Genomic DNA, 23331 nt, shown 5'->3' on the forward strand with positions numbered 1-23331 from the left:
GTTCCGGGGTCCATCGTCGTGCGAACGATGCCGCCGGAGTGCGCGCACGACGATGGATGCCGGAACAAGTCCGGCATGACGAAGAAGGGGGCGGGAAGCGTCATGGCCGGCGAAAAGGCGATCTTCGTGACGGGCGCGGCGTCGGGCATCGGGCTCGCCGTCGCCAGGCTCTTCTCCGACCGCGGCTGGCGCGTGGGCCTGTCCGACATCGACAAGCCCGGCCTCGCCGCCGCGGCCAGGAGCCACCCTTTCCCGCTGGAGCGCACCTCGACGCACCCGCTCGACGTCACGAACCGAGAGCAATGGGCGGAGGCGTTGGACGCGTTCACCGAGTCGAGCGGCGGGCGCCTCGACGTGCTCTTCAACAATGCGGGCGTGCCGCACGGGGGACCCTTCGCGTACGCGGGCTGGGAGGGCATCGACCGCACGGTGGCGGTGAACCTGATGGGCGTGATCAACGGCGCGCGGATCAGTCACCTCTACCTGCATCGCACGCCGGGGTCGTGCCTGCTCAACACCGCCTCGGCGAGCGCGATCTACGGCTCGGCGGGACTCGCCGTCTACTCGGCGACCAAGTTCGCGGTACGCGCGCTCACCGAGGCGCTCGACGCCGAATGGCACGCCGACGGCATCAAGGTGCGCGCGCTGGTGCCGGGCTTCATCGACACGCCGCTCCTTCAGCAGACGACCGAGGGCTCCAACCGCTCGATCCGCGACACGGTGACGAACGCCGGCTTCGAACTGACCTCGGCCGACGCGGTCGCCAAGGCCGCGTGGAAGGCGGTGCACGGGAAGCGGGTGCTCATACCCGTCGGCCCGACCGCGCGGCGGCTGATGTTTGCGGCGCGCTGGATGCCCGGTCGGCTAAGGCGGGTGATGCGCCGCCGCTACGCCGAGCCCGCTATGCTTCCAGGATAGCGTCGATCGCGGTGGCGAGCTCCACGTCGCGGTGCGACAGCCCGCCCGCGTCGTGCGTGGTGAGCAGTATCTCGACGCGGTTATAGACGTTGGACCATTCGGGATGATGGTCCGCCTTTTCCGCCAGGATCGCGACGCGCGCCATGAAGCCGAACGCTTCCGCGAAGTCGCCGAACGCGACGCGGCGGACGATCGCGTCGCGGCCCTCGTCGTAATCCCAGTCGGAAAGCGCGTCCAACGCCTCGGCCCGCTCCGCCTCGCTCAGCTGCTCGACCACTGCCGCTCCTTCCGTTCGTCCCGACCGGGGCCTATGGCAGGCGGCATGAGCGAACAAGAGCCCGCCGGTTACGCGCCGTCGCCCGAGCTGATCGAGCGCATCGCCCGCGACACGATCGCCAAGCTGCCCCCGCGCTTCCGCGACCACCTGGGCGACGTGGTGCTTCTCGTGGAGGAGCTGGCCGACGAGGAAACGCTGGACGCGCTCGGCATCGAGCACCCGCTCGACCTGACCGGCCTCTATCACGGCCGCCCCTTGGGCGAGAAATCGTCGATGGAGGCGGGCTCCCCGCCCGACCGCATCCACCTCTACCGCCGCGCGATCCTGGAGGAGTGGATCGAGACCGACGTGCGCCTCGACGACCTCGTGCGGCACGTCACGATCCATGAGATCGGCCATCATTTCGGCCTGTCGGACGAGGACATGCACGCGCTGGAGGACGCGGCCGGGGAGTGATCCTGCGGTTCGAGGATGTGGCTGTCGCGCGAGGTGGGCGCGTGCTGGTGCACGGGCTCTCGCTGCAACTCGCAGCCGGTGATGCGGCGCTGGTGACCGGATCGAATGGAGCAGGCAAGTCGTCGCTGCTGCGCGTCGCGGCCGGGCTGCTGGGCCCGTTCGCGGGTCGCGTCGAGCGCGGCGGCGAGGCCGCGCTGCTGACCGAGGCGCACGCGCACGATCCGGAGCTGTCGTTGGACCGAGCGCTCGGCTTCTGGGCCAAGGTCGATCGCGTCGCGCCGGCGCTCGACGCGCTGGAGCTCGCGCATCTGGCGGACGTGCCCGTGCGGCTCCTGTCCACCGGTCAGCGGCGACGCGCGGGGCTGGCGCGCGTCGTCGCGGGTGGCGCGGCATTGTGGCTGCTCGACGAGCCGGCGAACGGGCTCGACGCGGACGGCGTCCTGCTGCTCGAACGGTTGCTGGCGGAGCACCGCGCGCGGGGCGGCGCGGCGATGGTGGCGAGTCATACGCCCGTAGCGCTTCCGCACGCAGTCGAGGTGCGGCTGTGAGCCTGTTCGCCGCGCTCGTGCTGCGCGACCTGCGGCGCGCCTATGCGGGCGGCGGAGCGCTGTGGCCGGTGGCGTTCTTCCTGCTGGTGGCGACGCTGTTCCCCTTCGCGGTCGGGCCCGACCAGGCGCTGCTGGGGCGCGTAGCGGCGGGCGTGGTGTGGGCGGCGGCGCTGCTCGCGGCGCTCTTGCCCGTCGAGCGGCTCGTCGCGCCCGACCTGGAGGCGGGCGTACTCGACCAGCTCGCGGTGCGCGGCGTGTCGATGGCGCTGGTGGCGAGCGCGAAGGTGGCGGCGCACTGGCTGGCGTTCACGCCGCCGCTGATGGGGGCGACGGTCGTCGCGGCGGGGTTGCTGGGCATGTCGGGCCGGACGCTCGCGATGGTCGAGACCGGCCTGCTGATCGGCACGCCGGGGCTCGCGGCGCTGGGCGTGGCGACGGGCGCGCTCGTCGCGGGGCTGCGCGGCGCGGGCGCGGTGGCGGGGCTGGTCATGCTGCCGCTGGCCGTGCCGCTGCTCATCTTCGGCGCGGGCGCGGTGGAGCAGGGGGCGGGCGCGTACAAGCTGCTCGGCGCGGTGAGCCTGTTGCTGCTCGCGGGCGCGCCGTTCGTGGCGGCGGCGGCGATCAGGGCGGGGATGGATTGAGGTACTGCCAGAGGCTATATCGTAATCATGCGTAATATGCCGCAGCACGATCTGCCTGGCCTAAAGAAGCCGCCCTCGCGTGCGAGCATGGAGCGGTTGCACCAGCATATGCTTCGTGAATTCGAGCGGCGTCGTCGGCGACCGGGAGAGGATGGTCAAGCTGTGCCGGTCGAACCTGGTAAACCACTGAATTTGTCGGGCGGCGCTGCCGTTCCATTGGAGGATTAGCGGCTCCACCGCGCCCAGATCGCCGTCGGCAGCACGAGCCCGCGCGCCTCTTCCGTCACGCCCAGCTCGCCCGCCTCGACCGTGCCGGGCAGGTCGGCGAAGACCTGGCGCAGCATTTCGCCGATCGCGAGCGCGGACATGCGCACCGCGTAGACCGTGAGGAACAGGAAACGCGATCGCTCGTCGAGCAGCCGGCGGCAGTCCGCGACGAGCGCGGGCAGGTGCTCCTCCAACCGCCACACCTCGCCTTCGGGACCGCGGCCGTATTTGGGCGGGTCGAGGAATATGCCGTCGTAGCGCCGGTTGCGGCGCACCTCGCGCGCGGTGAACTTGGCCGCGTCCTCGACGATCCAGCGGATGGGGCGATCGGCGAGGCCGGAGAGCTTGGCGTTGGCGCGGGCGGCCTCGACCGATTTCTTGCTCGCGTCAACATGGACCATGCGTGCGCGGGCGGCGGCGAGCGCGAGCGTGCCGACGCCGGTATAGCCGAACAGGTTCATGACCTCCGGTTCGGCGACGCCCTCCAGCCGCTCGCGCATCCAGCTCCACACCGGGGCCATGTCGGGGAAGAAGCCGAGGTGGCGGAAGGGCGTGGTCTGCGCGGTGAAGCGGACCTCGCGCCAGGACAGCGGCCAACCGGCACGGGGCACCGGCTCGGCGAAGCGCCCCTCCTCGAACACCCAGCGCCCGCCGCCTTCTTCGTCGGAGCCGGGGACGAACTCGCCCGCGGCGCGCCAATCGGCTTGCGCAGGGGTCCAGAGCGCCTGCGGCTCGGGACGGATGAAACGGTAGGGGCCGTAACGTTCGAGCTTGCGGCCGTTCCCTGAGTCCACCAGGCCGTAATCGGCCCAGGGCTCGCCGGCCATGGTCAGCAGCTTCATCGGGCGGTCGCGCGCTCGGCGATGTAGGCGGTGACCGCCTCGAAGGTGGCCGGCAGCGTCGCGTAGCGTTCCTCGCGCTGGAACAGGTCGCCCAAGCGATGCGGGAGCGTCGGCCGCGTACCCGTCGCGCGCTCCACGGCGTCGCGGAACTTGGCGGGATGGGCGGTGGCGAGCGTCACCACGGGCGCGTCCACCTTCGCGGTGAGCGCGGCGGCGAGCGCGACGCCGGTGTGCGGGTCGACCACCTCGCCCCCGCGCTCGTTCGCCCAGCGCATCGCGGAGCTCATGTCGTCGCCGTCGACGCGGCAACTCGTGAACAGCTCGGCCGCGCCTTCGAGCTGCCGGGGCGTGAGGCGCATCGCGTGGCTCGCCTCGAAACCGCGCATCTGCTCGGCCGAGGCGCGGCCGTTCGCGCCGCCCAGCTCGAACAGCAGGCGTTCGAAGTTGGAGGAGACCTGGATGTCCATCGACGGCGTCGGCGTCTGAACCACGGCGCCGCGGGAATAGTCGCCCGCGGACAGTGCGCGGTGAAGGATGTCGTTGACGTTGGTCGCTACGATCAGCTTGGCGACCGGCAGGCCCATGCGCGCGGCGACCCAGCCGGCGAAGACGTTGCCGAAATTGCCCGTCGGCACCGCGAAGGCCACGCCCCGCTCGGGCGCGCCTAGCCGGACGGCGGCGTGGAAATAATAGACCACCTGCGCCATCAGTCGGGCCCAGTTGATCGAGTTCACCGCCGATAGCGCGAAGCGGCCGCTGAACGCCGGATCGTTGAACATGGCTTTGACCAGCGCTTGCGCGTCGTCGAAATCGCCCTCGATTGCGATGTTGTGAATGTTGGGGGCGAGCACGGTCGTCATCTGCCGCCGCTGCACCTCCGACACGCGGCCGGCGGGGTGGAGCATGAACACGTCCACGCCGTCGCGACCCGCCAGCGCGTCGATCGCCGCCGAGCCGGTGTCGCCGCTGGTCGCGCCGATCACGGTGAGGTGCCCGCGCCGGTCCTTCAGGAAACGCTCGAACAGCAGGCCGACGAGCTGCAGCGCCACGTCCTTGAACGCCAGCGTAGGGCCGTGGAACAGCTCGAGCAGCCACTGGTCGTGGTCGAGCTGGACGAGCGGCGTCACGGCCGCGTGCGCGAAGCGGCCGTATGCGCGCGCGCACAGGTCGCGGAGCTCGTCCCTGCCGAGCGCGTCGCCGACGAACGGCGTCATGACGGCGACGGCGGTGTCGACGTAGCTCAACCCCTGCAGCGCCGTGATCTCGTCGCGCGAGAAGCGGGACCACGCCGCCGGCACGTAGAGCCCGCCGTCGGAGGCGAGGCCGGCCAGCGTCACCTGCTCGAAATCGAGCGCGGGCGCATCCCCGCGGGTGCTGACGTAGCGCATCAGCGGACCCGCCGCCTGAGCGCGAGGACGTAGATCACCATCGCCGCCGTCGCGAAGAAGAACCACTGAAGCGCGTAGGAGAGATGCGGGTTGGGCACGCTGGACGGATCGGGCCGGGCGTTGGACGCGAGCCCGGCGAGCGGGCGGTCGCTCACCAGCATGAGGCGCTCGGGATCGCGGTCGAACAGCGAGCCGAGCGCGGATCGGTTGCTGGGCGCATAAGCGATGTGGCCCGACACTTCACCGCCCGGCCATCGCACGCGCGCGTTCGGATCGCGCGTGGTGCCGAGCTGGACGAGCATGCCCGGCCCTTCCGCCCCGCCCGTGCGGCACTCGGCGAGGATGCGGAAGCCGAACCGGCCCGCGCCTTCGGTGCGGAAGGCGGTCGGCTCCAGACAGAAGCCGGTCGCGCGGCGGAAGAGCAGGCCTTCGTCGGGCAGGCGCGGAAAGGCGACCGGCAGTTTGGCGGGATTGGCGGAAAGCTGCGCGATATAGGCGAGCTTTTCCGGCCGGCGGTCGAGCAGCTGCCACAGGCCGAGCCCGACCATGGTCGCGACCGCGAGCGCCACGACGACGGTGGGGACAAGCGGCCAGCGCTTTACCGGCCGCTCCCCCGGCATCACCCGTGGACCGGTGCGCCCCAGTTCCCCCACACGTACACGGTGACGAAGAGGAACAACCACACCACGTCGACGAAATGCCAGTACCAGGCCGCCGCCTCGAAACCGAAATGCTGGCGGGGCGTGAAGTCGCCCTTGTAGCCGCGGATGAGGCAGACGATCAGGAAGATGGTGCCGACGAGCACGTGGAAGCCGTGGAAGCCCGTCGCCATGAAGAACGCCGCGCCGTAGTTCAGGCCTTTGAAGGGGAAGGGCGCGTGCGCGTACTCGTACGCCTGGATGCCGGTGAACAGCACGCCCAGCGCGACCGTGACCCACAGGCCCTTGAGGAAGCCGTCGCGCTCGCCGACGCCGAGCAGGCCCCAGAGCCCGCGCTTGGCGCCGCCGCGCTGGTCGTGGATCAGCGCGTGGTGCGCCCAGGTGACGGTGGTGCCCGAGCAGAGCAGGATCAGCGTGTTGAGAAGCGGCAGCTCAAAGGCGTTGATGACCTCCAGGCCCTGGGGCGGCCACTGCGCCGCGATGGCGGCAGCGCCCTCGGCCGCGCGTTCGACCTGGCCGTCGACGTAGCTCATCGCGGTCGGGAAGAGCGAATAGTCGAACCAGGCCCAGAACCAGCCGACGAAGAACATCACCTCCGAGGCGATGAACAGGATCATGCCGTAACGGAAATGGAGTTGGACCACGGGCGTGTGGTCGCCGCGCCGCGCTTCGCGCACCACGTCGGCCCACCAGGCGTACATGGTGAACAGCACGCCGGCCAGGCCGATCAGGAACACCCAACCGCCGCCGCGCGCCTCGTGCATGTACATGACGCCGCCCGCGGCCATGATGAACGCGGCGATCGAGCCGATCAGCGGCCAGGGGCTGGGTTCGAGGATGTGGTAGGGGTGGTTCTTGGCGCCGGCCATGGCGGATGCTGCCCTTTGCTGCGGTTTGCCGACGCCCTTAGGACGTGCGGGCGGGCCGGGCAATAAGGTGTGTGCCCGGCTTCGAGACTTCCTGCGTCACCCCGGACTCGCTCCGGGGTCCATCGTTGAACGCGCATCCTCGTCGGGGAAACGCACCGCCGGTCGTCCTACGCTCGCAAACGGTTCGCCCGGACGGCGATGGACCCCGGAACGGGTCCGGGATGACGGGGAGGGAGTGGTCAGCCCGCCTTGCCCGCGGCCTCGACCGGGTAGAAGGTGTAGGAGAGCGTAATATTCTCGATGTCGCGCGCGTCGGGGTCGTTCAGGATCTTCGGGTCGACGAAGAAGATGACGGGCATGCGCATCGACTCGCCGGGCTTGAGCGTCTGCTCGGTGAAGCAGAAGCACTGGATCTTGGTGAAGTATTTGCCCGCCGCCTCGGGCGTCACGTTGAAGGTGGCGGTGCCAGTGACGGGCTGCGACGCGCGATTGGCGGCCTGGAAGAACACCATGTCGCGCGCGCCCACCGCGACCGTCTCCGAGCGCGTCTCCGGGCGGAAGCTCCAGGGGAGGCGGGCGGAGATGTTGGCGTCGAACTTGACGGTGATCCGCCGGTCCCCGACCGCGCCCGGCGCGGACTCGGCGCGCTGCGGGGTCCCTGCGAAGCCGGTCACCTGGCAGAACAGGCGGTAGAGCGGCACGCTGGCGAAGGCGAGCGCGGTCATGAACAGCACGATGCCGACCGCGAACAGCGCAGTGCGCTTGGTGCGGGCGTCGGGGGAGTGGCGGGGTGCGGCGGAGGCCATCAGTTCATCCCTCTCGTCATCGCGCCGGAGCCGCTGGCGTCGTGCCGCGGCCGGAGGCGGACGGCGCGTTCTCGGGCAGGCCCTGCTGGATGCGGGTGAGCGTGATGAAGAACACGAGCACCGCGAGCGCGCCCAACAGCAGCGCGAGCACCATGGCGCGGCCCTTCTGACGCTTGCGGATCAGGTCTTCGTCGTCGTGCCTCATGCGTACCACCGGTCGGCGACGAGCGCGCCGAAGATCAGGAAGAGATAAAGGATGCTGTACTTGAACAGCCGCTTCTCCGGCCGCATCGCGTCGCCCGCCGGGTCGGTCGTACGCGTCGCGACGACGTAGGCCATCCCCCCGAAGATCGCGGTCGTGGCGAGTGCTGTGACGCCGTAGATCGCGCCGGTCAGCCCCAGCGGCCAGGGCGCGACCGCGGCGGCGGCCATGGGCAGCGTATAGAGCCCGATCTGTCGGCGCGTCGTGCGCTCGCCGGCGACGACGGGAAGCATGGGCACGCCCGCGTTGGCGTAGTCGGTCTTCACGAACAGCGCGAGCGCCCAGAAGTGCGGCGGCGTCCAGAGGAAAACGAGCGCGAAGAGCAGCACGGGCAGCAGCGCCACCTCGCCCGTCGCCGCCGCCCAGCCGATCAGCGGCGGGAACGCGCCCGCCGCACCGCCGATGACGATGTTCTGCGGCGTGCGGCGCTTGAGCCAGACGGTATAGACGAGGACGTAGAAGAGGATGGACGCCGCTAGGATCGCGGCCGCCGCCATGTTCACCGCGAAGAGCATGAAGATGACGGAGAAGGCTCCGAGTCCGACGCCGAAATGGAGCGCGGACTGGCGCTCCATACGGCCGGCGGGGAGCGGACGCTGCGCGGTGCGGCGCATGGCGGCGTCGAGGTCCGCCTCGTACCACTGGTTGAGCGCGCCCGCGGCACCCGCGCCGAGCGCGATGCACAGGATGGCGGCGAAGCCGATCACCGGGTGGACGGGCACGGGCGCCGCCAGCATACCGCACAGGCCGGTGAACACGACCAGCGTCATCACGCGCGGCTTGGTGAGCGCGAGGAAGTCGCGCCAGTCGGCCGGCGGCAGGAGGGGCTGGGCGGGGGTCATGACGAGCCGGCCATATAGGCTCCGACTCCGCGCACGAAAAGCCGCGAGGCCGTTCCGAGTCGCGCCATACCGGCCTTTCCAAAGTTCAGGAACTTCGCGCTACGTCCCGAAAGGAGTCGGAGGGGTCGAGCTCGAAACGCGGCGGGACGGGGACGGTGCGGCGTAGCGCGCGCGATCGACATGGCGGCATCGTGGCACGGCTCGTCCCTGTAGGACAGCATCGCGCGACGCGACGGCGCCTCAATACACCTGCGCAATAAACCAAAGGCGCGGGGCTTCGTTCGCTGAGCGTCCTCCGATGACGTCCGGCAGAAGGAAGCTAACATGTATTATCACGACAGCCGACTCCAGTTCCCGGTCAAGGTGACGGAGCGCGATCCCGCCTTCGCCCGCTCGCTGCAGCAGGCGATCGGCGGCGTGGAGGGCGAGATCCGCGTGGCGATGCAGTATTTCTTCCAGGCCTGGGGCAGCCGCGCGCCTACCAACAAGTATCGCGACATGCTGCTCCACACCGCGACGGAGGAGATCGGCCATATCGAGATGCTGGCGACGGCGGTGGCGATGAACCTCGACAAGGCGCCGACCCACCTCCAGGAAGAGGGCGCGGCGGACAAGCTGGTCGGCGCGGTCATGGGCGGCGAGCGCCCGCGCCAGGCGATCGAGGGCATGATCCACAAGCAGATGCTGTCGGCCGGGCTCGCGGCGATGCCCGTCGACTCGGACGGCGTGCCGTTCGACATGAGCCACATCTACGCCAGCGGGAACACGGCCGCCGACATGACCGCCAACGTCGCCGCCGAGTCGACGGGACGCGTGCTGGCGGTGCGCCTCTACAACCAGGCGCACGACCAGGGCATGAAGGACATGCTCGCTTTCCTGATCGGCCGCGACACGATGCACCAGAACCAGTGGCTGGCGGTGATCGAGGAGCTGGGCGGCATGGGGGGCGCGTTCCCCATTCCGAACAGCTTCCCGCAATCGATGGAGAACCAGGAGCACAACTACCGCTTCTTCGTCACCTCGACGGACGGCACTTACCCGGAGGGGCGCTGGTCGCAGGGCCAGTCGATCGACGGCAAGGGCGAGTTCACGCCCCATCGCGTCGAGCCGATGGGGACGGAGCCGGTGCTGGGCCCGGCGCGGCCGGACTCCGGCGCGCAGAGCGAGCAGATGGAAGGCGCGAGCATGAAGCCGGCGATCCCGCTGGAGGCGTGAGGCGAGCAGCGTAGCTGCGAGCCGGTGCCGCCGAGCGAAGCAAGGCGGCACACGCCGAAACGGCCGGCGGGTCGCGCGAGCGACCCCGTCCGGCCGGGGTCCCCACGAAGTGCTACTTCGTGGGGTGCCCCGATGACGCGGGGCTCGCCCCCGCGTCGGCCTTGCCGCGCCGTCCCTCCTCAGCTCCGCCGCAACTCGACCAGCGGCGCGCTCAACGTCGCCGAGAAGCCCTCATCGCCGTAGCGCAGCGCCGCGCCGCCCGTGCCGGTCAGCCCCGCGCGGAGCAGCTTCGAGCCGAAGCCCAGGCGTTCGGGCGCGCGCGCCGGCGGGCCGCCCGCCTCGCGCCAGTCGAGGACCAGGCGCTTGCGCTCGACGCGCCACGACAGCGTCACGCGCCCGTCCGGGGTCGACAGCGCGCCGTACTTGACCGCGTTGGTGGCCAGCTCATGGAGCACCAGAGACGCGGACAGCGTGGCGCGCGAGCCCAGATCGACGTGGGCACCGTCGGCCGCGATACGCAGGCGGCCGAAGGGCTTGAGCACCTGGTCGACGACCTCGGCGAGCGTCGCCTTCTCCCAGTCGCGCCGCAACAGCACCTCGTGCGCGGCGCCGAGCGCCTGCAGGCGCGCCTCGAACGCGTCCAAGGGCGCACGGTCGAGCGCGCGCAAGGTCTGCAACGCGATCGCCTGGACGATGGCCAGCGTGTTCTTGAGCCGGTGGCCGAGCTCCTGGTTGACGAGCCGCAGCTGGTCGGGCCCGATGCCGGCGGGCGGCACCGCGACGGCCGCGTCGCGGTCGCGCAGCTCGCGGCGCAGCTCCAACGTGGTCTCCACCTGCCGCGCCAGGCGGACCAGGCCGTCGGCTTGGGGGTCGGTCAGACCGCCCGGCCTCGGCTCCGGGTCGAGGACGCACAGCGCGCCCAGGCACTCGCCCGAGCGCGCGTGGATCGGCGCGCCGGCGTAGAAGCGGAGATGGGGAGCGCCGACGACGAGCGGGTTCGCCGCGGTCCGGCGGTCGAGCGACAGGTCGTCGATGACGAGCAGGTCGGGCGAGTGCAGCGCGTGGCGGCAGACCGAGCTCTCCAGATCGGTCTGCGGCGGGCCGAAGCCGACCCGCGCCTTGAACCATTGCCGGTCACGGTCAACGAAGCTGATCAGCGAGGCCTGCGTGCCGCAGAGCTGGCGCGCCACGACCGTGACGTCGTCGAACGCCTCCTCGGGTCCCGAGTCGAGGATGCCGTACGACGCGAGCGCGCGGAGCCGCTCCGGCTCGGTCGCAATCGGTCGCGCGTCGGTCATCGTCATTCCCCGCCCCCCGGCTGGATGTGGACGCGTACGCGTAGGAACAGTGCGCAACTTTATAGTACCGAGCAGACATTGTCGCGTTGATTTCGATCAAGCGTAGGCCGGGGCGAAGCAAAGCGCCCCGGCAGGTGGGATGGGGCATTCCGAATCCTAGTCGCAGCAGCCGACGCGGGGGCAAGTTCCGCCTTCCAGGTGAAACCGGCGCAGCTCAGTCCGGCGTCATCGCATCCAGCACGAAGTCGGCGCGGTGGACGGCGCTGCACCGCGGCAGGGTCACGGCGCGGTACCCGAGGATCGGGAAGGCTCGAGCGAGACGCTCATATTCGTCGATCGCTTCGTCGAAGCCGTGCCGTCGCTCGGCATCGGTGACGTAGATGTCCGGCCAAGGTAGCGCCAGAAAGACGAGAGGGTCGTAGCGATGTTGCCGCAGCAGCTCCTCGTCGATTGGTCGGCCGGATGCGTGCGCCAGCGCGACGGCGGCGTCGACCAACCCCCGGTCGAAGAACACGGGGCCGGGTAGCGCCTCCGCGGCCGCGTGATCCTCCAGAGCCGACGCCATTGCCCGACGTGCGAAGGCGGTGAGGTCAGTCCAGGGCAGTGCGCTCCCGCCTTGGGCGAGTTCGTCCGCGACGATCCGTCGGCCGGGCTCCTCCACCACGGCGTGGCCGCGCGAGGCGAGTTCGCGGAGCAGCGTCGATTTGCCGCCGCCCGAGCAGCCGGAGATCACGATCAGGCGGGGCGTTTCGGCTTCCTTTCGGGGCGGCGCTCGACGGCGAAACGCCCCGGCGGTTGGGCCGGGGCGTTCGGGGTGTCGGTCGTGGAGGCCGACGCGGAACTAAATTCCGCGTCGTCGGACGGGGCTGGTGGCCCCGCCGGCCGGCCTAGCATTTGGGAGCTTCGCTTCGCTTGCTCCCACCAGCTTGCAGCTACGCTGCGCGCTTAATGCTTGGCTGCGGGCGCATCCTCGATCACCGGCAGCGTCTCGAACTGATGGTACGGCGGCGGCGAGGAGAGCGTCCACTCCAGCGTCGTGGCGCCCTCGCCCCAGGGGTTGTCCGGCGCGCGGCGGCCGGCGAGCAGCGACCAGAGGAGGTTGACGAAGAACACCGCCATGCCCGCGGCCATGATCATGTAGCCGATCGACGCGACGTAGTTCCACTGCTCATAGGCGTCCGGATAGTCGGAGATGCGGCGCGGCATGCCGTCCATGCCCAGGAAGTGCATGGGGAAGAACAGCACGTTCACGCCGACGAAGAACACCCAGAAGTGCAGCTGGCCGAGCCACTCGTTGTACATGCGGCCCGACATCTTCGGGAACCAGTAGTAGAAGCCCGCGAACAGCGCGAACACGGCGCCCAGCGACAGCACGTAGTGGAAGTGCGCGACCACGTAGTAGGTGTCGTGCATGTAGTCGTCGATGCCGCCGTTGGCGAGCACCACGCCCGTCACGCCGCCCACCGTGAACATGAAGATGAAGCCGATGGCGAAGACCATAGGGGTGCGGAACGTCAGCGCGCCGCCCCACATGGTCGCGATCCACGAGAAGATCTTGATGCCCGTAGGCACCGCGATGACCATGGTAGCCGCGGTGAAGTACATTTTGGTGTTCACCGACAAGCCGATCGCGAACATGTGGTGCGCCCACACGACGAAGCCGACCACGCCGATCGCGACCATGGCGTAGGCCATGCCCAAGTACCCGAAGGCGGGCTTGCGGCTGAAGGTCGCGACCACCTGGCTGACGATGCCGAAACCCGGCAGGATCATGATGTACACTTCGGGGTGGCCGAAGAACCAGAACAGGTGCTGGTAGAGCACCGGGTCGCCGCCGCCGGCCGGGTCGTAGAAGGTCGTGCCGAAGTTGCGGTCGGTCAGGAGCATGGTGATCGCGGCGGCGAGCACCGGCAGCGCGAGCAGCAGCAGGAAGGCGGTGACGAGCACCGACCACACGAACAGCGGCATCTTGTGCAACGTCATGCCCGGCGCGCGCATGTTGAAAATGGTGGTGATGAAGTTGATCGCGCCCAGGATCGAGCTGGCGCCCGCCAGGTGGAGCGACAGGATAGCGAGGTCGACCGACGGCCCCGGCTCACCATAGGTCGACAGCGTCGGATAGACCGTCCAGCCCGTGCCCGCGCCGCCGGTGAAGGGCGAGGCCAGGAGCAGCAGGAACGCCGGCACGATCAGCCAGAAGCTGATGTTGTTCATGCGCGGGAACGCCATGTCGGGCGCGCCGATCATGATGGGCACGAACCAGTTGCCGAAGCCGCCAATCATGGCGGGCATGACCATGAAGAACACCATGATCAGGCCGTGCGCGGTGATGAGCACGTTCCACAGGTGCAGCGACGAGTCGAGCGAGCCCGAGCCGCCGTGGAGCATGTTGGCCCAGGTGCCCAGATACTGGATGCCCGGATGCGCCAGCTCGGCGCGCATTAGCCCGGAGATCGCACCGCCGATGATGCCGGCGATGATCGCGAAGATCAGGTAGAGCGTGCCGATGTCCTTGTGGTTGGTGGACATGAACCAACGCGCGAAGAACCCCGGTTTGTGGTCCGCGTCGTGGTGATGCTCGTGCGCGTGGTCGTGCGCCTGGAAGGCGAGACCGGAGGGGCTGAGTGCGGTGTCGGTCATGGCTTTACAGTCCAGGGTTGCCGAGGCCGGGGTTGTTGGCCGGGGCGCGTTCGAGCTGGGGTCCGGGGGAGATGGTGGCGTTGACGGTGGCGGCGCCGGTGGTGGCGCTCTCCTCCGCGTTGGCGGTCGCGTCGCCCACGTCCGAGCCCTGCTGCACCTGCGGGATCACCTTGTCGGACGGGCGGCCGGCGGCGGGCATGGTGCCGCCCTTGGCCGCGACCCAGGCGGCGAACTGCGCGGGCGGCACCGCCTGGACGGCGATGGGCATGAACGGGTGGCGCGGGCCGCACAGCTCCGAGCACTGGCCGAAATAGAGGCCCGGCTTCTCGATGGTGAAGCTCGACTCGTTCAGGCGGCCGGGGATAGCGTCCAGCTTCATCCAGAAAGCGGGCATGGCCCAGCTGTGGATCACGTCGTTGGACGTGGTGATGAGGCGGATGGGCACGCCCACCGGCAACACGATGCGGTTGTCGGTCGCGAGCAGGCGCGGGCCGTCGGCGTCGGTGCGCGCGCGCTCGCCCGGCTGGATCTCGTCGCGCTCCTTGAGCATGTTGGCGGTGACCTCGATCGCGCCGTGGTCGGGATACTGATAGGTCCAGTACCACTGGTTGCCGATCGCCTTCAGCGTCACGGCGCCCGCGGGGGCGGGCTTGAACTGCGCCTGGAGGAGGCCGATCGACGGCACGGCCACGACCACCAGCGCCAGCACCGGCAGCACCGTCCACAGCACCTCGACGAGCGTGTTGTGCGTCGTCTTGGACGGGATGGGGTTCGCCGCGCGGCGGTATCGCAGCACCACCCACATGAGCAGGCCGAGCACCACCAGACAGGTGATCGTCATGATGGGGAACAGGATGCTGTTGTGCATCCACACGGCGAAGTCGCCGTTCTTGGTCACCTGCGGCTGGAGCGCGAAGCCGCCGGGCACGGGCGCGCCGATCACGCGGTCGCCGGTATAGGCGGGCGCGCCGTTCTCCGCGAGCAGCGGGCTGGTGGGTGCTGCGGGCTCGGCGGCGGCGACGGTGGTCGGCGCGATGTTGGTGGCGCCTTCCGAATTGGCGGACTGCTGGCCGCCCTCGGACGGCAGCGCGGGGGCGACCGGCGAGGGCGCGGTGCTGGGCGCGGCGGCCGCGGTGTTGGTCGGGGCGGTCGCGGCGCCCGGCGCGGGCGCCTGGGCACCCAGGCCCGTCGCGGCGAACAGGAGCCCGGCGGCCAATCCGATCGTGTTCAGCGTCTTGCGCATCGGTTCACTTGTACCTTCGGCGGCGGCCCCGCACGATCGTCAACAACGCGCGCCAGGCCTGATCAGGTTCGAAATAAAACGGGGCCTATATGCCGGGGTCTCGGCTCGGGGCAAGCGGCTGGCCTTCCTAAATTAACGTGTGATCCCGTTGCGTGGGGCGCGGGGGCTGCCTAGAGCGGCCTGGCCGTTCGAGGGAGCTTCACGCGCTTGATGACCGACGACGACGTCCTCGCCGAGTTCCGGGCCGCCGACGCGTTGCTGGAGGGGCATTTCATCCTGTCCTCCGGCCTACGCTCCCCGCGCTACCTCCAGTGCGCGCGCGTGCTGATGGACCCCCGGCGCGGCGCGCGGCTGGCCGAGGAGCTGGTGCGGCGCTTGCCGGGCGAGGTGAAGCAGCGGGTCGACGCGGTGGTGTCGCCCGCGATGGGCGGCGTGGTCGCGGGCCATGAGGTGGCGCGCGCGCTGGGCGTGGAGGCGATGTTCCTGGAGCGGCCGGAGGGCGTGTTCGAGCTCCGGCGCGGCTTCCGCCTCCGGCCCGGCCAGGGCGTGCTGATGATGGAGGACGTGGTCACCACCGGCCTGTCCTCGCGCGAGGCGATCGCGGCGATCGGGCGCGCGGGCGGCGAGGTGGTCGCGGCGGCGGCGCTAGTGGACCGGTCGAACGGGACGGCGGAGCTGGGCATACCGTTCTTTCCGCTGATCCGGCTGGAGGTGCCGACCTACGAGGCGGACGCGCTGCCGCCCGAGCTCGCCGCGGTGCCGGCGGTGAAGCCGGGGAGCCGGGCGGCGTGAGGCGGCTGCTCGCGGCGCTCCTGCTGCTCGCCGCGCCCGCGAGCGCGCAGGACGTGCCCTCGCGTGTCGAGCAGTCGCTGCGCGACTCAGGCTTCGCGGGCGTGTTCGCGGTGTCGGAGAACGGCGCGCGAGTCACGGGCGGCGCGGTCGGGGAAGCCGCGCCGGGGCGGCCTTTCGCGTACGAGATGGTGTTCCCCTGGGCGTCGGTGACCAAACAGGCGGTCGCCGTCATGGTGATGCAGGACGTGGAGGACGGCCGGATCGCGCTGAACGCGCCTGCGTCGCGCTACATGCGCGAGCTAGGGCGGGGCAGTCGCTCGCCGACGGTGCGGCAGCTGCTCCAGCACCGCTCGGGCCTGCGTAACCCGGACGATGGGCCGCGCGACGACAGCGGTTGGCCCAGCTTCTACACGGGCGGGCCGACGGGCATCGAATGGTGCCTAGGCGCCCGTGGAACGCCGGGCGGGAACTGGCGCTACAACAACTGCGACTATCTCGTGCTGGGCGGCATCCTGGAGCGGGTGAACCGGCGGCCTTTCGCCGACCTGTTCGCCGAGCGGATCAGTGGACCGATCGGGGGCAAGGTGCGCTTCGTGGGCACGCCTGTGGGTGTCGACGCCGACACGGTCTGGGCGGGCGGGCCGGACGTTGCGACTCTGGATCGGCTGGGCCGATTCGGGAGCGCAGGCGGGCTCATCGGGACAGCAGAGGACATGCTGGCGTTCGACCGGGCGCTGCTGTCGGGGGCGCTGCTCACCGACCGGGCGCGCGCGGAGCTATGGCGGGGCGACCCGAAGCTCGGCTTTCAAGCGCTCGGCCAATGGTCGTTCGACGCGCCGCTGAAGGGGTGCGCGGGGCCGGTCAGGATCGTCGAGCGGCGCGGCGCGATCGGCGAGTTCCAGGTGCGCAACTTCATCGCGCCCGACCAGGGCGTCTCCGCCGTGCTGCTGACCAACCGGGCGGAAGGCAAGTTCGACTTCGGCGAGATTTGGCAGGGCCGCGGCGTCAGCCACGACTTCCTCGCGAGCGTGCTGTGCCCGGCATGATCCGCCTCGGCGTGAACATCGACCATGTCGCGACCGTCAGGAACGCGCGCGGGGCAGGCTATCCGGACCCGGTGCGCGCGGCGCTGCTGGCGGCGGAGGCGGGGGCGGACGGCATCACCGCGCACCTGCGCGAGGACCGGCGGCACATCACCGACGACGACATCGCCAGGCTATCCGCCGAGCTGAGCGTGCCGCTCAACCTGGAGATGGCGGCGACCGACGAGATGCTCGACATCGCGCTCCGCCACCGGCCGCACGCGGCGTGCATCGTGCCGGAGAAGCGCGAGGAGCGCACGACCGAGGGCGGGCTGGACGCGGCGGGGCTGCACAACACGCTGGCGCCGATGGTGGGCGCGCTCGGCGCGGCGCGGATCCGCGTATCCCTGTTCATCGAGCCGGACGCGCGCCAGATCGAGGCGGCAGTGAGGCTCGGCGCGCCGGTGGTGGAGCTGCACACCGGGCGCTACGCGGAGCTGGACGGCGAGGCACGCGCGGAGGAGCTGCGGCGCTTGGCGGACGCCGCGGCGCTGGCGGCGAAGAACGGGCTGGAGGTGCATGCCGGGCACGGGCTGACCTTCGACAACGTGCAGCCGGTCGCGGCCATCCCGCAGCTGAGGGAGCTCAACATCGGGCACTTCCTGGTGGGCGAGGCGCTGTTCGTGGGGCTGGGCGACGCCGTCCGGCGCATGCGCGAGCTGATGGACGCGGCGCGGTGAGAGTAACGGCCCTCAAATTACTCCCCCGCCCACGGCGGGGGAGGGGGACCGCTCGCGTAGCGAGTGGTGGAGGGGGTGCAGGGCGATGCCGCATCCCCCACGGCTTGCTCCGCAAGCCGGCTCCGGTCGGCGACAAGCCCCCGGCTTGTCGCTTATCGACCTACGCCCCCCTCCACCAGCTTCGCAGGTCCCCCTCCCCCGCCGTAAGCGGGGGAGGAATTTAGTCGTGATCATCGGCTTGGGCTCCGACCTGTGCAACATCGAGCGCATCGCCGCTTCGCTCGAGCGGTTCGGCGAGCGGTTCGAGCGGCGGGTGTTCACGGACGCGGAACGGGCGAAGGCGGACCGACGGCCGTTCACCAAGGCCGGCACGCTCGCCAAGCGGTTCGCGGCGAAAGAGGCCTTCTCCAAGGCGGTGGGCACCGGCTTCAAGCGCGGCGTGTTCATGCGCGACATCGGCGTCGTCAACGCGCCCTCCGGTGCGCCGACGCTCGCGCTCACGGGCGGGGCCAAGGCCAGGCTTGACGCGATGATACCCGAAGGCCACGTCGGACGCGTGCATCTGACGCTGACCGACGACCACCCCTGGGCGCAGGCCTTCGTAGTGATCGAGGCGGTCCCGTCCAACGGATCCGGTTGATGAACGACGTCGCGATGAAGATCGAGCCCGCGCCCGACGCGGCCGGGTCCGTCGAAGCCTCGGGCGAGCCCGAGGCCCGGCCGGCCAAGCCGAAAACCGACTGGTGGGGCGAGATAAAGGGGCTGTTCTGGCTGCTCCTGATCGTGCTCGGTTTCCACAGCTTCGTCGCCAAGCCCTTCTATATCCCGTCCGAGTCGATGCTGCCGGGCCTGCAGGTGGGCGACCGGCTGGTGGTGAACAAGTTCGCCTACGGCTGGAGCTACGTTTCGCCCACCATCCCCAATCCCGCCGCGATCTTCCGGTCGCTGGTGCTGCGCGACCCCGCCGTGGAGAGCTGGAGCGTGTCGCTGCCCGCCTGGGACGGGCGGCTGCTGGGCGGGCTGCCCGAGCGCGGCGACGTGGTGATCGTGACGCCGCCCGGCACGCGCAACGATTACATCAAGCGCGTGGTCGGCCTGCCCGGCGACCGGTTGGAGGTGCGCGGCGGCGTCGTCTACCTCAACGGCCGCGCGGTGCGGCGCGAGAGCCTGGGCGACCGGCTGGTGCCCGTGGACGAGAACACGCCCTGCTCGGCCGCCGACTATCCGGGCGCGCTGGAGCAGCGGCCGGGCGGCGAGCTGGTGTGCCGCCTGCCGATTGTGCGCGAGACGCTGCCGGGCGGCGTCAGCTTCGAGACGGTGGATCTGGAGCCGAACAGCCAGGGCGACACCTTCGGGCCGATCACCGTGCCGGCCGATCACGTGTTCCTGATGGGCGACAACCGCGACCGGTCGGCCGACAGCCGGTTCGAGCGGTCGCAGCTGGGGCTGGGCGGGCCGGTGCCGTTCGAGAATATCGGCGGGCGCGCGGAGTTCATCACCTTCTCGCTCGACGGGTCGACGACGTGGAACCCGCTCACCTGGCCGGGCGCTTTCCGCGGTGGACGGGCGGGCACGTCGCTCCATCCCGACGAAGCCGAATAAGGGGACAGCAATGGCCGACCACGCGGAGCGCATCCAGACGCCGGGGGTGGTCGAGCCGGGAGCGAGCCCCAACGAGCTTCACGACCCGCTGGTCCGCCAGGAGGTCAAGAAGGCCAAGGTGTGGTTCGGCGCGGCGCTGCTCGTCGCGCTCGGCGTCCTCCTGATCCAGCCGATCCTCGTCATCTTCGCCGGGCTGGTCCTCGGCGTCATGTTCGACGGCGGCGTGCGGCTGCTCGGCCGCGTGATGCCGATCGGGCGGGGCCTCAGGCTGCTGATCGTCGTCTTGGGTGTGGTCCTGTTCCTCGTCGGCACCTTCTACCTGATGGGCGTCGGCATCGTCGAGCAGGTGACGCAGCTCCGCGCCACGCTGGAGGTGCAGGCGACGCGGCTCACCACCTTTCTCGCGCAGCAAGGACTGTTGCCGGGGCGCTCCGACATCAGCGGCATCGTGCGCCAGGCGGCGAGCTCGGTCGGGCGGCTGACGAGCTGGGTTGGCTCGGCGATCGGGGCGCTCACTACCCTGTTCTTCATTCTGGTGCTGGGCCTGTTCTTCGCGATGGAGCCGCGCGTGTACGAGAAAGGGACGCAGTGGCTCGTCCCGCGCTCGGACCGACGCGAGTTCGCGCTGACGCTCGATCGGGTGGGCTTCACGCTCCGACGGTTGCTCGCAGGCAAGCTCGTCGCCATGGTGGCGCAGGGCGTCGTGACCTGGCTGGCCCTGCTGGTGGGCGGCGTGCCGCTGGCGGCGCTGCTCGGCATCATCACCGGCATCCTCGCGTTCATTCCCAACGTCGGCGCGTTCGTCAGCGGCGTGCTGATGGTGGCAGTCGGGTTTAGCGCCGGCGTCGACGCCGGGCTGTGGGCGATCGGCACCTATGTCGTCGTGCAGGGCCTGGACGGTTACGTGTTCACGCCGCTCGTCGCCAAGAAAACGGTGGACATGCCGCCCGCGCTGACCTTGGGCGCGCAGATCCTGGCGAGCGCGGCGTTCGGGCTGATCGGGCTGGCGCTCGCCGACGTGTTCGTGGCCATGGTCAAGGTCGCGCTCGAGCGCCGCGCCGAGCGCGAGGAGCAGCGTATCAGGGGGCGGGCAGATGCTGCGCCTGCATGACTATTGGCGGTCGTCGGCCGCCTACCGCGTCCGCATCGCGCTCAATCTCAAGGGCGTCGCCTACGAGGCGATCCGTATCGACCTGCTCGGCGGCGCGCAGGGCCAGGCGGCGAACCGAAGCGTCAACGCGCAGGGGCTGGTGCCGAGCCTCGTGCTCGACGACGGCACGGCGCTGACCCAGAGCCTCGCGATCCTCGGGTGGCTCGACGACGCCTATCCCGAGCCGCTGCTGTGGCCGCGCGATCCGATCGCCAAGGCGCGGGCGAGCGCGCGGGCGCTGGTGGTCGTCGCGGACGTGCACCCGCTCAACAACCTGCGCGTGCTGGGACGGCTCGAGGCGCAGTTCGGCGCGGACGCGGACGCCAAGAAGGGGTGGTACCGCCACTGGGTGGAGCTCGGGCTCGCGGCGTTGGAGGAGATGGCGGACGGGGCGGGGCCGTTCCTGAGCGGCGACGCGCCGGACGTGTCGGACGTGTGCCTCGTGCCGCAGCTGTTCAACGCTCGGCGATTCGACGTGGACCTGACGCCCTACCCGAAGCTGGTCGCGGCGGACGTGGCGGCGAACGCGCTACCGGCCTTCCAGGCGGCGCATCCGGATCGGGTGCGGCCCGACTGACACGTCACCCCGGACTCGTTCCGGGGTCCATGACTCGACGCGTACCCCCGCTGGTGAGCACGCGTAACGCGATGGACCCCGGAACAAGTCCGGGGTGACGGTTGGGGGCAAGGCGGGCCGCCACCAGCCCGTCGAACAATTGGAGGTAACGCTTGACCGCGTCCTCCCCCGGCTGCGGCACGGGCGTGGGGCGCGGCGCGTCGGGGCGGAGGCGGCGGTTCAGCGCGGCGAGGAGCGCCTCGGCGTCGCCGCGGGGCACGACGTCGCCTTGGCTCCCGTCGGCCACGATCTCGCGGATGGCGGAGCTTACGTCGGTGGCGACCACGGGCGTGCCGACGGACAGCGCTTCGCGGAGCACGCCCGGCGCGCCCTCGAAATCGGACGGAAGCGCCACGAGCGCCGCGCGCGCCATCGCGGGAAGCGGGCAGGGCGCATGGCCGGGCAGGTGGACGCGATGCGCCACCCGGAGGCTACGCGCACGCGCTTCCAGGGTGCTGCGCTCCGGACCCTCGCCGAGCAGCACGAGCCGGACGTCGTCGGGCAGTCGCGGCAGCGCGTCGACGAGCCGGTCCCAGCGCTTCTGCCCGACCAGCCGGCCCACGCCCAGCACCACACGGCCGGGCAGGAGCAGGACCGGCGGCGCGTCCGGGTCGGGCCTGGTCGGCGGGTTGGCGATCACGTGGACGCGGCCGCCCATGCCGAGCGCGCGGTCGGCGGCGCGGGCGGTCGCCGGCGTCATGCAGACGAGGCGGTCGAGGAAGCGGCCATGCGTCCGAAGCCACGCCGCGTGCAGCCGGTCGAGCACGGGGCCATGGTCGCCGCGGGAGGTCGTGCTCGACATCTTGGCGACGATCGGCGGGCAGGCGTCGCGCAGCCTCAGGCGGAGCAGCGCCGCCATCCCGGTATAGTGGTTGCCGGGGCAGAAGATCAGGTCGGGCGCGAGCGCGCGCACGACGCTCGCCAAGCGGCGCAGCTCGAGGAGGTCGGTCGAACCGAGCTCGACGATATGGACGCCCGTCGGCGGCCTGAAGCCGTCGTCCGCCCGGCCCAGCACCAGCGTCACGCGCCGGCCCGCCTGCGCCCAGCCCGCGCAGAGGCGCAGCTGCGCGCGCTCGACGCCGCCTCTGCCGGGGCTTTGGGCGAAGGTGAGGACGTGGCGCGCGGTCATGGCGTGCGCCTTGGGCGACGATTATGTCGTGCAAAAGAAATTAATTTGCGCCATTGCGCGCTTCGGGCACCGGCCACGGCCTCGCGCCGGCCGATCTTTCCCCCCAACCCCTTTCGGACGACGGATGGACTGGAAGCAGGAACGTAAAGGGCTGGACCGCGCACAAGCCGCGCCCGCCGTTCCGCCCACCGACGCCGCCGTCGCGATCGGCCTGGAGCCGTTGCGCGCCGCCAAGCGCCGCTGGCCCGCGATCCTGGGCGCAGGCCTTACCGTGCTGATGGTGATCGGGCTCGGCCGCGAGCTGTTCGGCGGCGGATTGGACGACCTGACGGGCGCGGTGCCGACGAGCCCGCTCTTCTACCTGTTCTTCGTAGCTCTCTATTTCTCGCTGCCCGTCGCCGACTATCTCATCTTCCGCCGCCTATGGGGCGTGCCGCCCGCGGGACTGGCGGCGACGATCAAGAAGCGCATCGCGAACGAGGTGCTCTTCTCCTACTCGGGCGAGGCTTATTTCTACGCCTGGGCGCGCGCGAACGCGACGGTGGTGGCCGCGCCGTTCGGCGCTGTGAAGGACGTCTCGATCCTGTCGGCGGTGGCGGGGAACGCGATGACGCTCCTGCTGATGGCGCTCTCCGTGCCGCTCGGCCACGAGCTGCTGCCCCAGGCGATGCGCGACACGGCGGCGGGGTCGGCGGTGGTGCTGGTGGCGATGTCGCTGCCGTTCCTGATCTTTTCGCGGCGCGTCTTCTCGCTGCCGCGGCCCGAGCTCTGGTGGATCTTCAACGCGCACGTGGTGCGGCTCGTGGCGGGGACGGTGTTCATCGCGCTCGCGTGGCACTTCGCCCTTCCCGAGGTGCCGGTGGCGATGTGGCTGTTCCTGGCGGCGGGGCGGTTGCTCGTCTCCAGGCTGCCGCTGGTGCCCAACAAGGACCTCCTGTTCGCGAACTTCGCGATCGTGATCATCGGGCAGGACCAGGCCTTGTCCGAGCTGATGGCGTTCACCGCGGCGCTGACGCTCGTCGTGCACGTAGTGCTGATCGCCGCGTTCGGGCTGCACCATCTGGCGACCCGCGGCCGGGCGCTCTAGAAGCCGCCGAGGGATCGGGAGG

Annotated in this window: 26 protein-coding genes; 13 read left to right on the plus strand and 13 right to left on the minus strand. The window is 70.5% G+C overall.

All coding sequences use genetic code 11. The annotated features are described in order from the left end of the window. The first annotated feature begins 75 nt into the window (after window positions 1–75). Window positions 76–918, plus strand: coding sequence for an SDR family oxidoreductase (locus CKY28_RS12485; RefSeq protein WP_245841832.1), 843 nt, complete (start codon window positions 76–78; stop codon window positions 916–918). Here CKY28_RS12485 and CKY28_RS12490 read toward each other — a convergent pair. Further along, window positions 902–1195 (minus strand): 4a-hydroxytetrahydrobiopterin dehydratase, encoded by a 294-nt coding sequence (locus tag CKY28_RS12490; protein ID WP_095998713.1) that lies wholly within the window; start codon window positions 1193–1195, stop codon window positions 902–904. The two genes, CKY28_RS12485 and CKY28_RS12490, sit on opposite strands and share 17 nt — an antisense overlap. 45 nt (window positions 1196–1240) lie before the next feature. Between CKY28_RS12490 and CKY28_RS12495 the strand changes: the two genes are divergently transcribed. Genes CKY28_RS12495 through CKY28_RS12505 form a run of 3 tightly spaced genes read left to right on the plus strand, consistent with a single transcriptional unit; the run spans window position 1241 to window position 2840 of the window. Beyond that, window positions 1241–1651: a metallopeptidase family protein gene (locus tag CKY28_RS12495; RefSeq protein WP_245841833.1), complete on the plus strand. Its 411-nt coding sequence runs from the start codon at window positions 1241–1243 to the stop codon at window positions 1649–1651. Further along, complete coding sequence (ccmA, locus tag CKY28_RS12500; RefSeq protein WP_095998715.1) at window positions 1648–2199, plus strand: heme ABC exporter ATP-binding protein CcmA; 552 nt, start codon at window positions 1648–1650, stop codon at window positions 2197–2199. The genes CKY28_RS12495 and ccmA overlap by 4 nt, the downstream gene beginning before the upstream one ends. Next, window positions 2196–2840, plus strand: coding sequence for a heme exporter protein CcmB (locus CKY28_RS12505; protein ID WP_095998716.1), 645 nt, complete (start codon window positions 2196–2198; stop codon window positions 2838–2840). The genes ccmA and CKY28_RS12505 overlap by 4 nt, the downstream gene beginning before the upstream one ends. Window positions 2841–3064: 224 nt before the next feature. Here the strand turns inward: CKY28_RS12505 and CKY28_RS12510 are convergent, their stop codons facing one another. The 7 genes from CKY28_RS12510 to CKY28_RS12540 form a co-directional block, all read right to left on the minus strand. Further along, window positions 3065–3949, minus strand: coding sequence for an RsmD family RNA methyltransferase (locus CKY28_RS12510; protein ID WP_095998717.1), 885 nt, complete (start codon window positions 3947–3949; stop codon window positions 3065–3067). Next, window positions 3946–5337 (minus strand): threonine synthase, encoded by a 1392-nt coding sequence (gene thrC / locus CKY28_RS12515; protein WP_095998718.1) that lies wholly within the window; start codon window positions 5335–5337, stop codon window positions 3946–3948. Before thrC ends, CKY28_RS12510 begins: the two co-directional genes overlap by 4 nt. Further along, window positions 5337–5957 carry an SURF1 family protein gene (locus CKY28_RS12520; protein WP_095998719.1) on the minus strand — a complete coding sequence of 207 codons (621 nt, stop codon included), beginning with the start codon at window positions 5955–5957 and terminating at the stop codon, window positions 5337–5339. Before CKY28_RS12520 ends, thrC begins: the two co-directional genes overlap by 1 nt. Then, on the minus strand, window positions 5957–6865 hold the full coding sequence (locus tag CKY28_RS12525; RefSeq protein WP_095998720.1) for a cytochrome c oxidase subunit 3: 909 nt from the start codon (window positions 6863–6865) through the stop codon (window positions 5957–5959). The genes CKY28_RS12520 and CKY28_RS12525 overlap by 1 nt, the downstream gene beginning before the upstream one ends. A gap of 239 nt (window positions 6866–7104) precedes the next feature. Further along, window positions 7105–7671 (minus strand): cytochrome c oxidase assembly protein, encoded by a 567-nt coding sequence (locus tag CKY28_RS12530; protein WP_095998721.1) that lies wholly within the window; start codon window positions 7669–7671, stop codon window positions 7105–7107. 16 nt (window positions 7672–7687) lie between these two features. Further along, the gene (locus CKY28_RS12535) at window positions 7688–7876 is read right to left on the minus strand and encodes a hypothetical protein (RefSeq protein ID WP_095998722.1); all 189 of its coding nucleotides are present in this window, start codon (window positions 7874–7876) and stop codon (window positions 7688–7690) included. Then, window positions 7873–8775, minus strand: a complete 903-nt coding sequence (locus tag CKY28_RS12540) for a heme o synthase (RefSeq protein WP_095998723.1) — start codon at window positions 8773–8775, stop codon at window positions 7873–7875. Before CKY28_RS12540 ends, CKY28_RS12535 begins: the two co-directional genes overlap by 4 nt. Before the next feature lie 324 nt (window positions 8776–9099). On the opposite strand from CKY28_RS12540, the gene CKY28_RS12545 reads away from it, so the two are divergent. Beyond that, on the plus strand, window positions 9100–9990 hold the full coding sequence (locus CKY28_RS12545) for a manganese catalase family protein (protein WP_095998724.1): 891 nt from the start codon (window positions 9100–9102) through the stop codon (window positions 9988–9990). Window positions 9991–10169: 179 nt separating this feature from the next. Here CKY28_RS12545 and CKY28_RS12550 read toward each other — a convergent pair whose 3' ends face one another. From CKY28_RS12550 to coxB, 4 genes are all read right to left on the minus strand, one after another. Continuing rightward, entirely contained in the window at window positions 10170–11288 is a 1119-nt protein-coding gene (locus CKY28_RS12550) for a sensor histidine kinase (protein ID WP_176473082.1), read from the minus strand. A gap of 214 nt (window positions 11289–11502) precedes the next feature. Further along, window positions 11503–12021: an AAA family ATPase gene (locus CKY28_RS12555; protein WP_095998726.1), complete on the minus strand. Its 519-nt coding sequence runs from the start codon at window positions 12019–12021 to the stop codon at window positions 11503–11505. A gap of 212 nt (window positions 12022–12233) precedes the next feature. After that, a complete protein-coding gene (gene ctaD, locus CKY28_RS12560) occupies window positions 12234–13928 on the minus strand; it encodes a cytochrome c oxidase subunit I (protein ID WP_095998727.1) in 1695 nt (564 codons plus the stop codon). Between the two features lie 4 nt (window positions 13929–13932). After that, complete coding sequence (coxB, locus tag CKY28_RS12565) at window positions 13933–15171, minus strand: cytochrome c oxidase subunit II (RefSeq protein WP_095998728.1); 1239 nt, start codon at window positions 15169–15171, stop codon at window positions 13933–13935. Between the two features lie 210 nt (window positions 15172–15381). On the opposite strand from coxB, the gene pyrE reads away from it, so the two are divergent. From pyrE to maiA, 7 genes are all read left to right on the plus strand, one after another. Continuing rightward, a complete protein-coding gene (pyrE, locus tag CKY28_RS12570; protein ID WP_095998729.1) occupies window positions 15382–15963 on the plus strand; it encodes an orotate phosphoribosyltransferase in 582 nt (193 codons plus the stop codon). Beyond that, the gene (locus CKY28_RS12575; RefSeq protein ID WP_095998730.1) at window positions 15960–17009 is read left to right on the plus strand and encodes a serine hydrolase domain-containing protein; all 1050 of its coding nucleotides are present in this window, start codon (window positions 15960–15962) and stop codon (window positions 17007–17009) included. Before pyrE ends, CKY28_RS12575 begins: the two co-directional genes overlap by 4 nt. Beyond that, the gene (locus tag CKY28_RS12580) at window positions 17006–17725 is read left to right on the plus strand and encodes a pyridoxine 5'-phosphate synthase (RefSeq protein ID WP_425442516.1); all 720 of its coding nucleotides are present in this window, start codon (window positions 17006–17008) and stop codon (window positions 17723–17725) included. Before CKY28_RS12575 ends, CKY28_RS12580 begins: the two co-directional genes overlap by 4 nt. A gap of 226 nt (window positions 17726–17951) precedes the next feature. Continuing rightward, entirely contained in the window at window positions 17952–18365 is a 414-nt protein-coding gene (gene acpS / locus CKY28_RS12585) for a holo-ACP synthase (protein ID WP_095998732.1), read from the plus strand. Beyond that, entirely contained in the window at window positions 18362–19327 is a 966-nt protein-coding gene (gene lepB, locus CKY28_RS12590) for a signal peptidase I (protein ID WP_425442517.1), read from the plus strand. Before acpS ends, lepB begins: the two co-directional genes overlap by 4 nt. A gap of 10 nt (window positions 19328–19337) precedes the next feature. Continuing rightward, the gene (locus tag CKY28_RS12595; RefSeq protein ID WP_095998734.1) at window positions 19338–20438 is read left to right on the plus strand and encodes an AI-2E family transporter; all 1101 of its coding nucleotides are present in this window, start codon (window positions 19338–19340) and stop codon (window positions 20436–20438) included. After that, entirely contained in the window at window positions 20422–21054 is a 633-nt protein-coding gene (gene maiA, locus CKY28_RS12600) for a maleylacetoacetate isomerase (RefSeq protein WP_095998735.1), read from the plus strand. The genes CKY28_RS12595 and maiA overlap by 17 nt, the downstream gene beginning before the upstream one ends. Before the next feature lie 4 nt (window positions 21055–21058). Here maiA and CKY28_RS12605 read toward each other — a convergent pair whose 3' ends face one another. Beyond that, window positions 21059–22222, minus strand: a complete 1164-nt coding sequence (locus CKY28_RS12605) for a glycosyltransferase (RefSeq protein ID WP_095998736.1) — start codon at window positions 22220–22222, stop codon at window positions 21059–21061. 124 nt (window positions 22223–22346) lie between these two features. Between CKY28_RS12605 and CKY28_RS12610 the strand changes: the two genes are divergently transcribed. Continuing rightward, window positions 22347–23309, plus strand: coding sequence for a hypothetical protein (locus CKY28_RS12610; RefSeq protein ID WP_095998737.1), 963 nt, complete (start codon window positions 22347–22349; stop codon window positions 23307–23309). Window positions 23310–23331 lie beyond the last annotated feature (22 nt).

It is taken from the genome of Sphingomonas lenta (genome assembly GCF_002288825.1).
GTDB classification, from domain to species: Bacteria; Pseudomonadota; Alphaproteobacteria; order Sphingomonadales; family Sphingomonadaceae; genus Sphingomonas; species Sphingomonas lenta.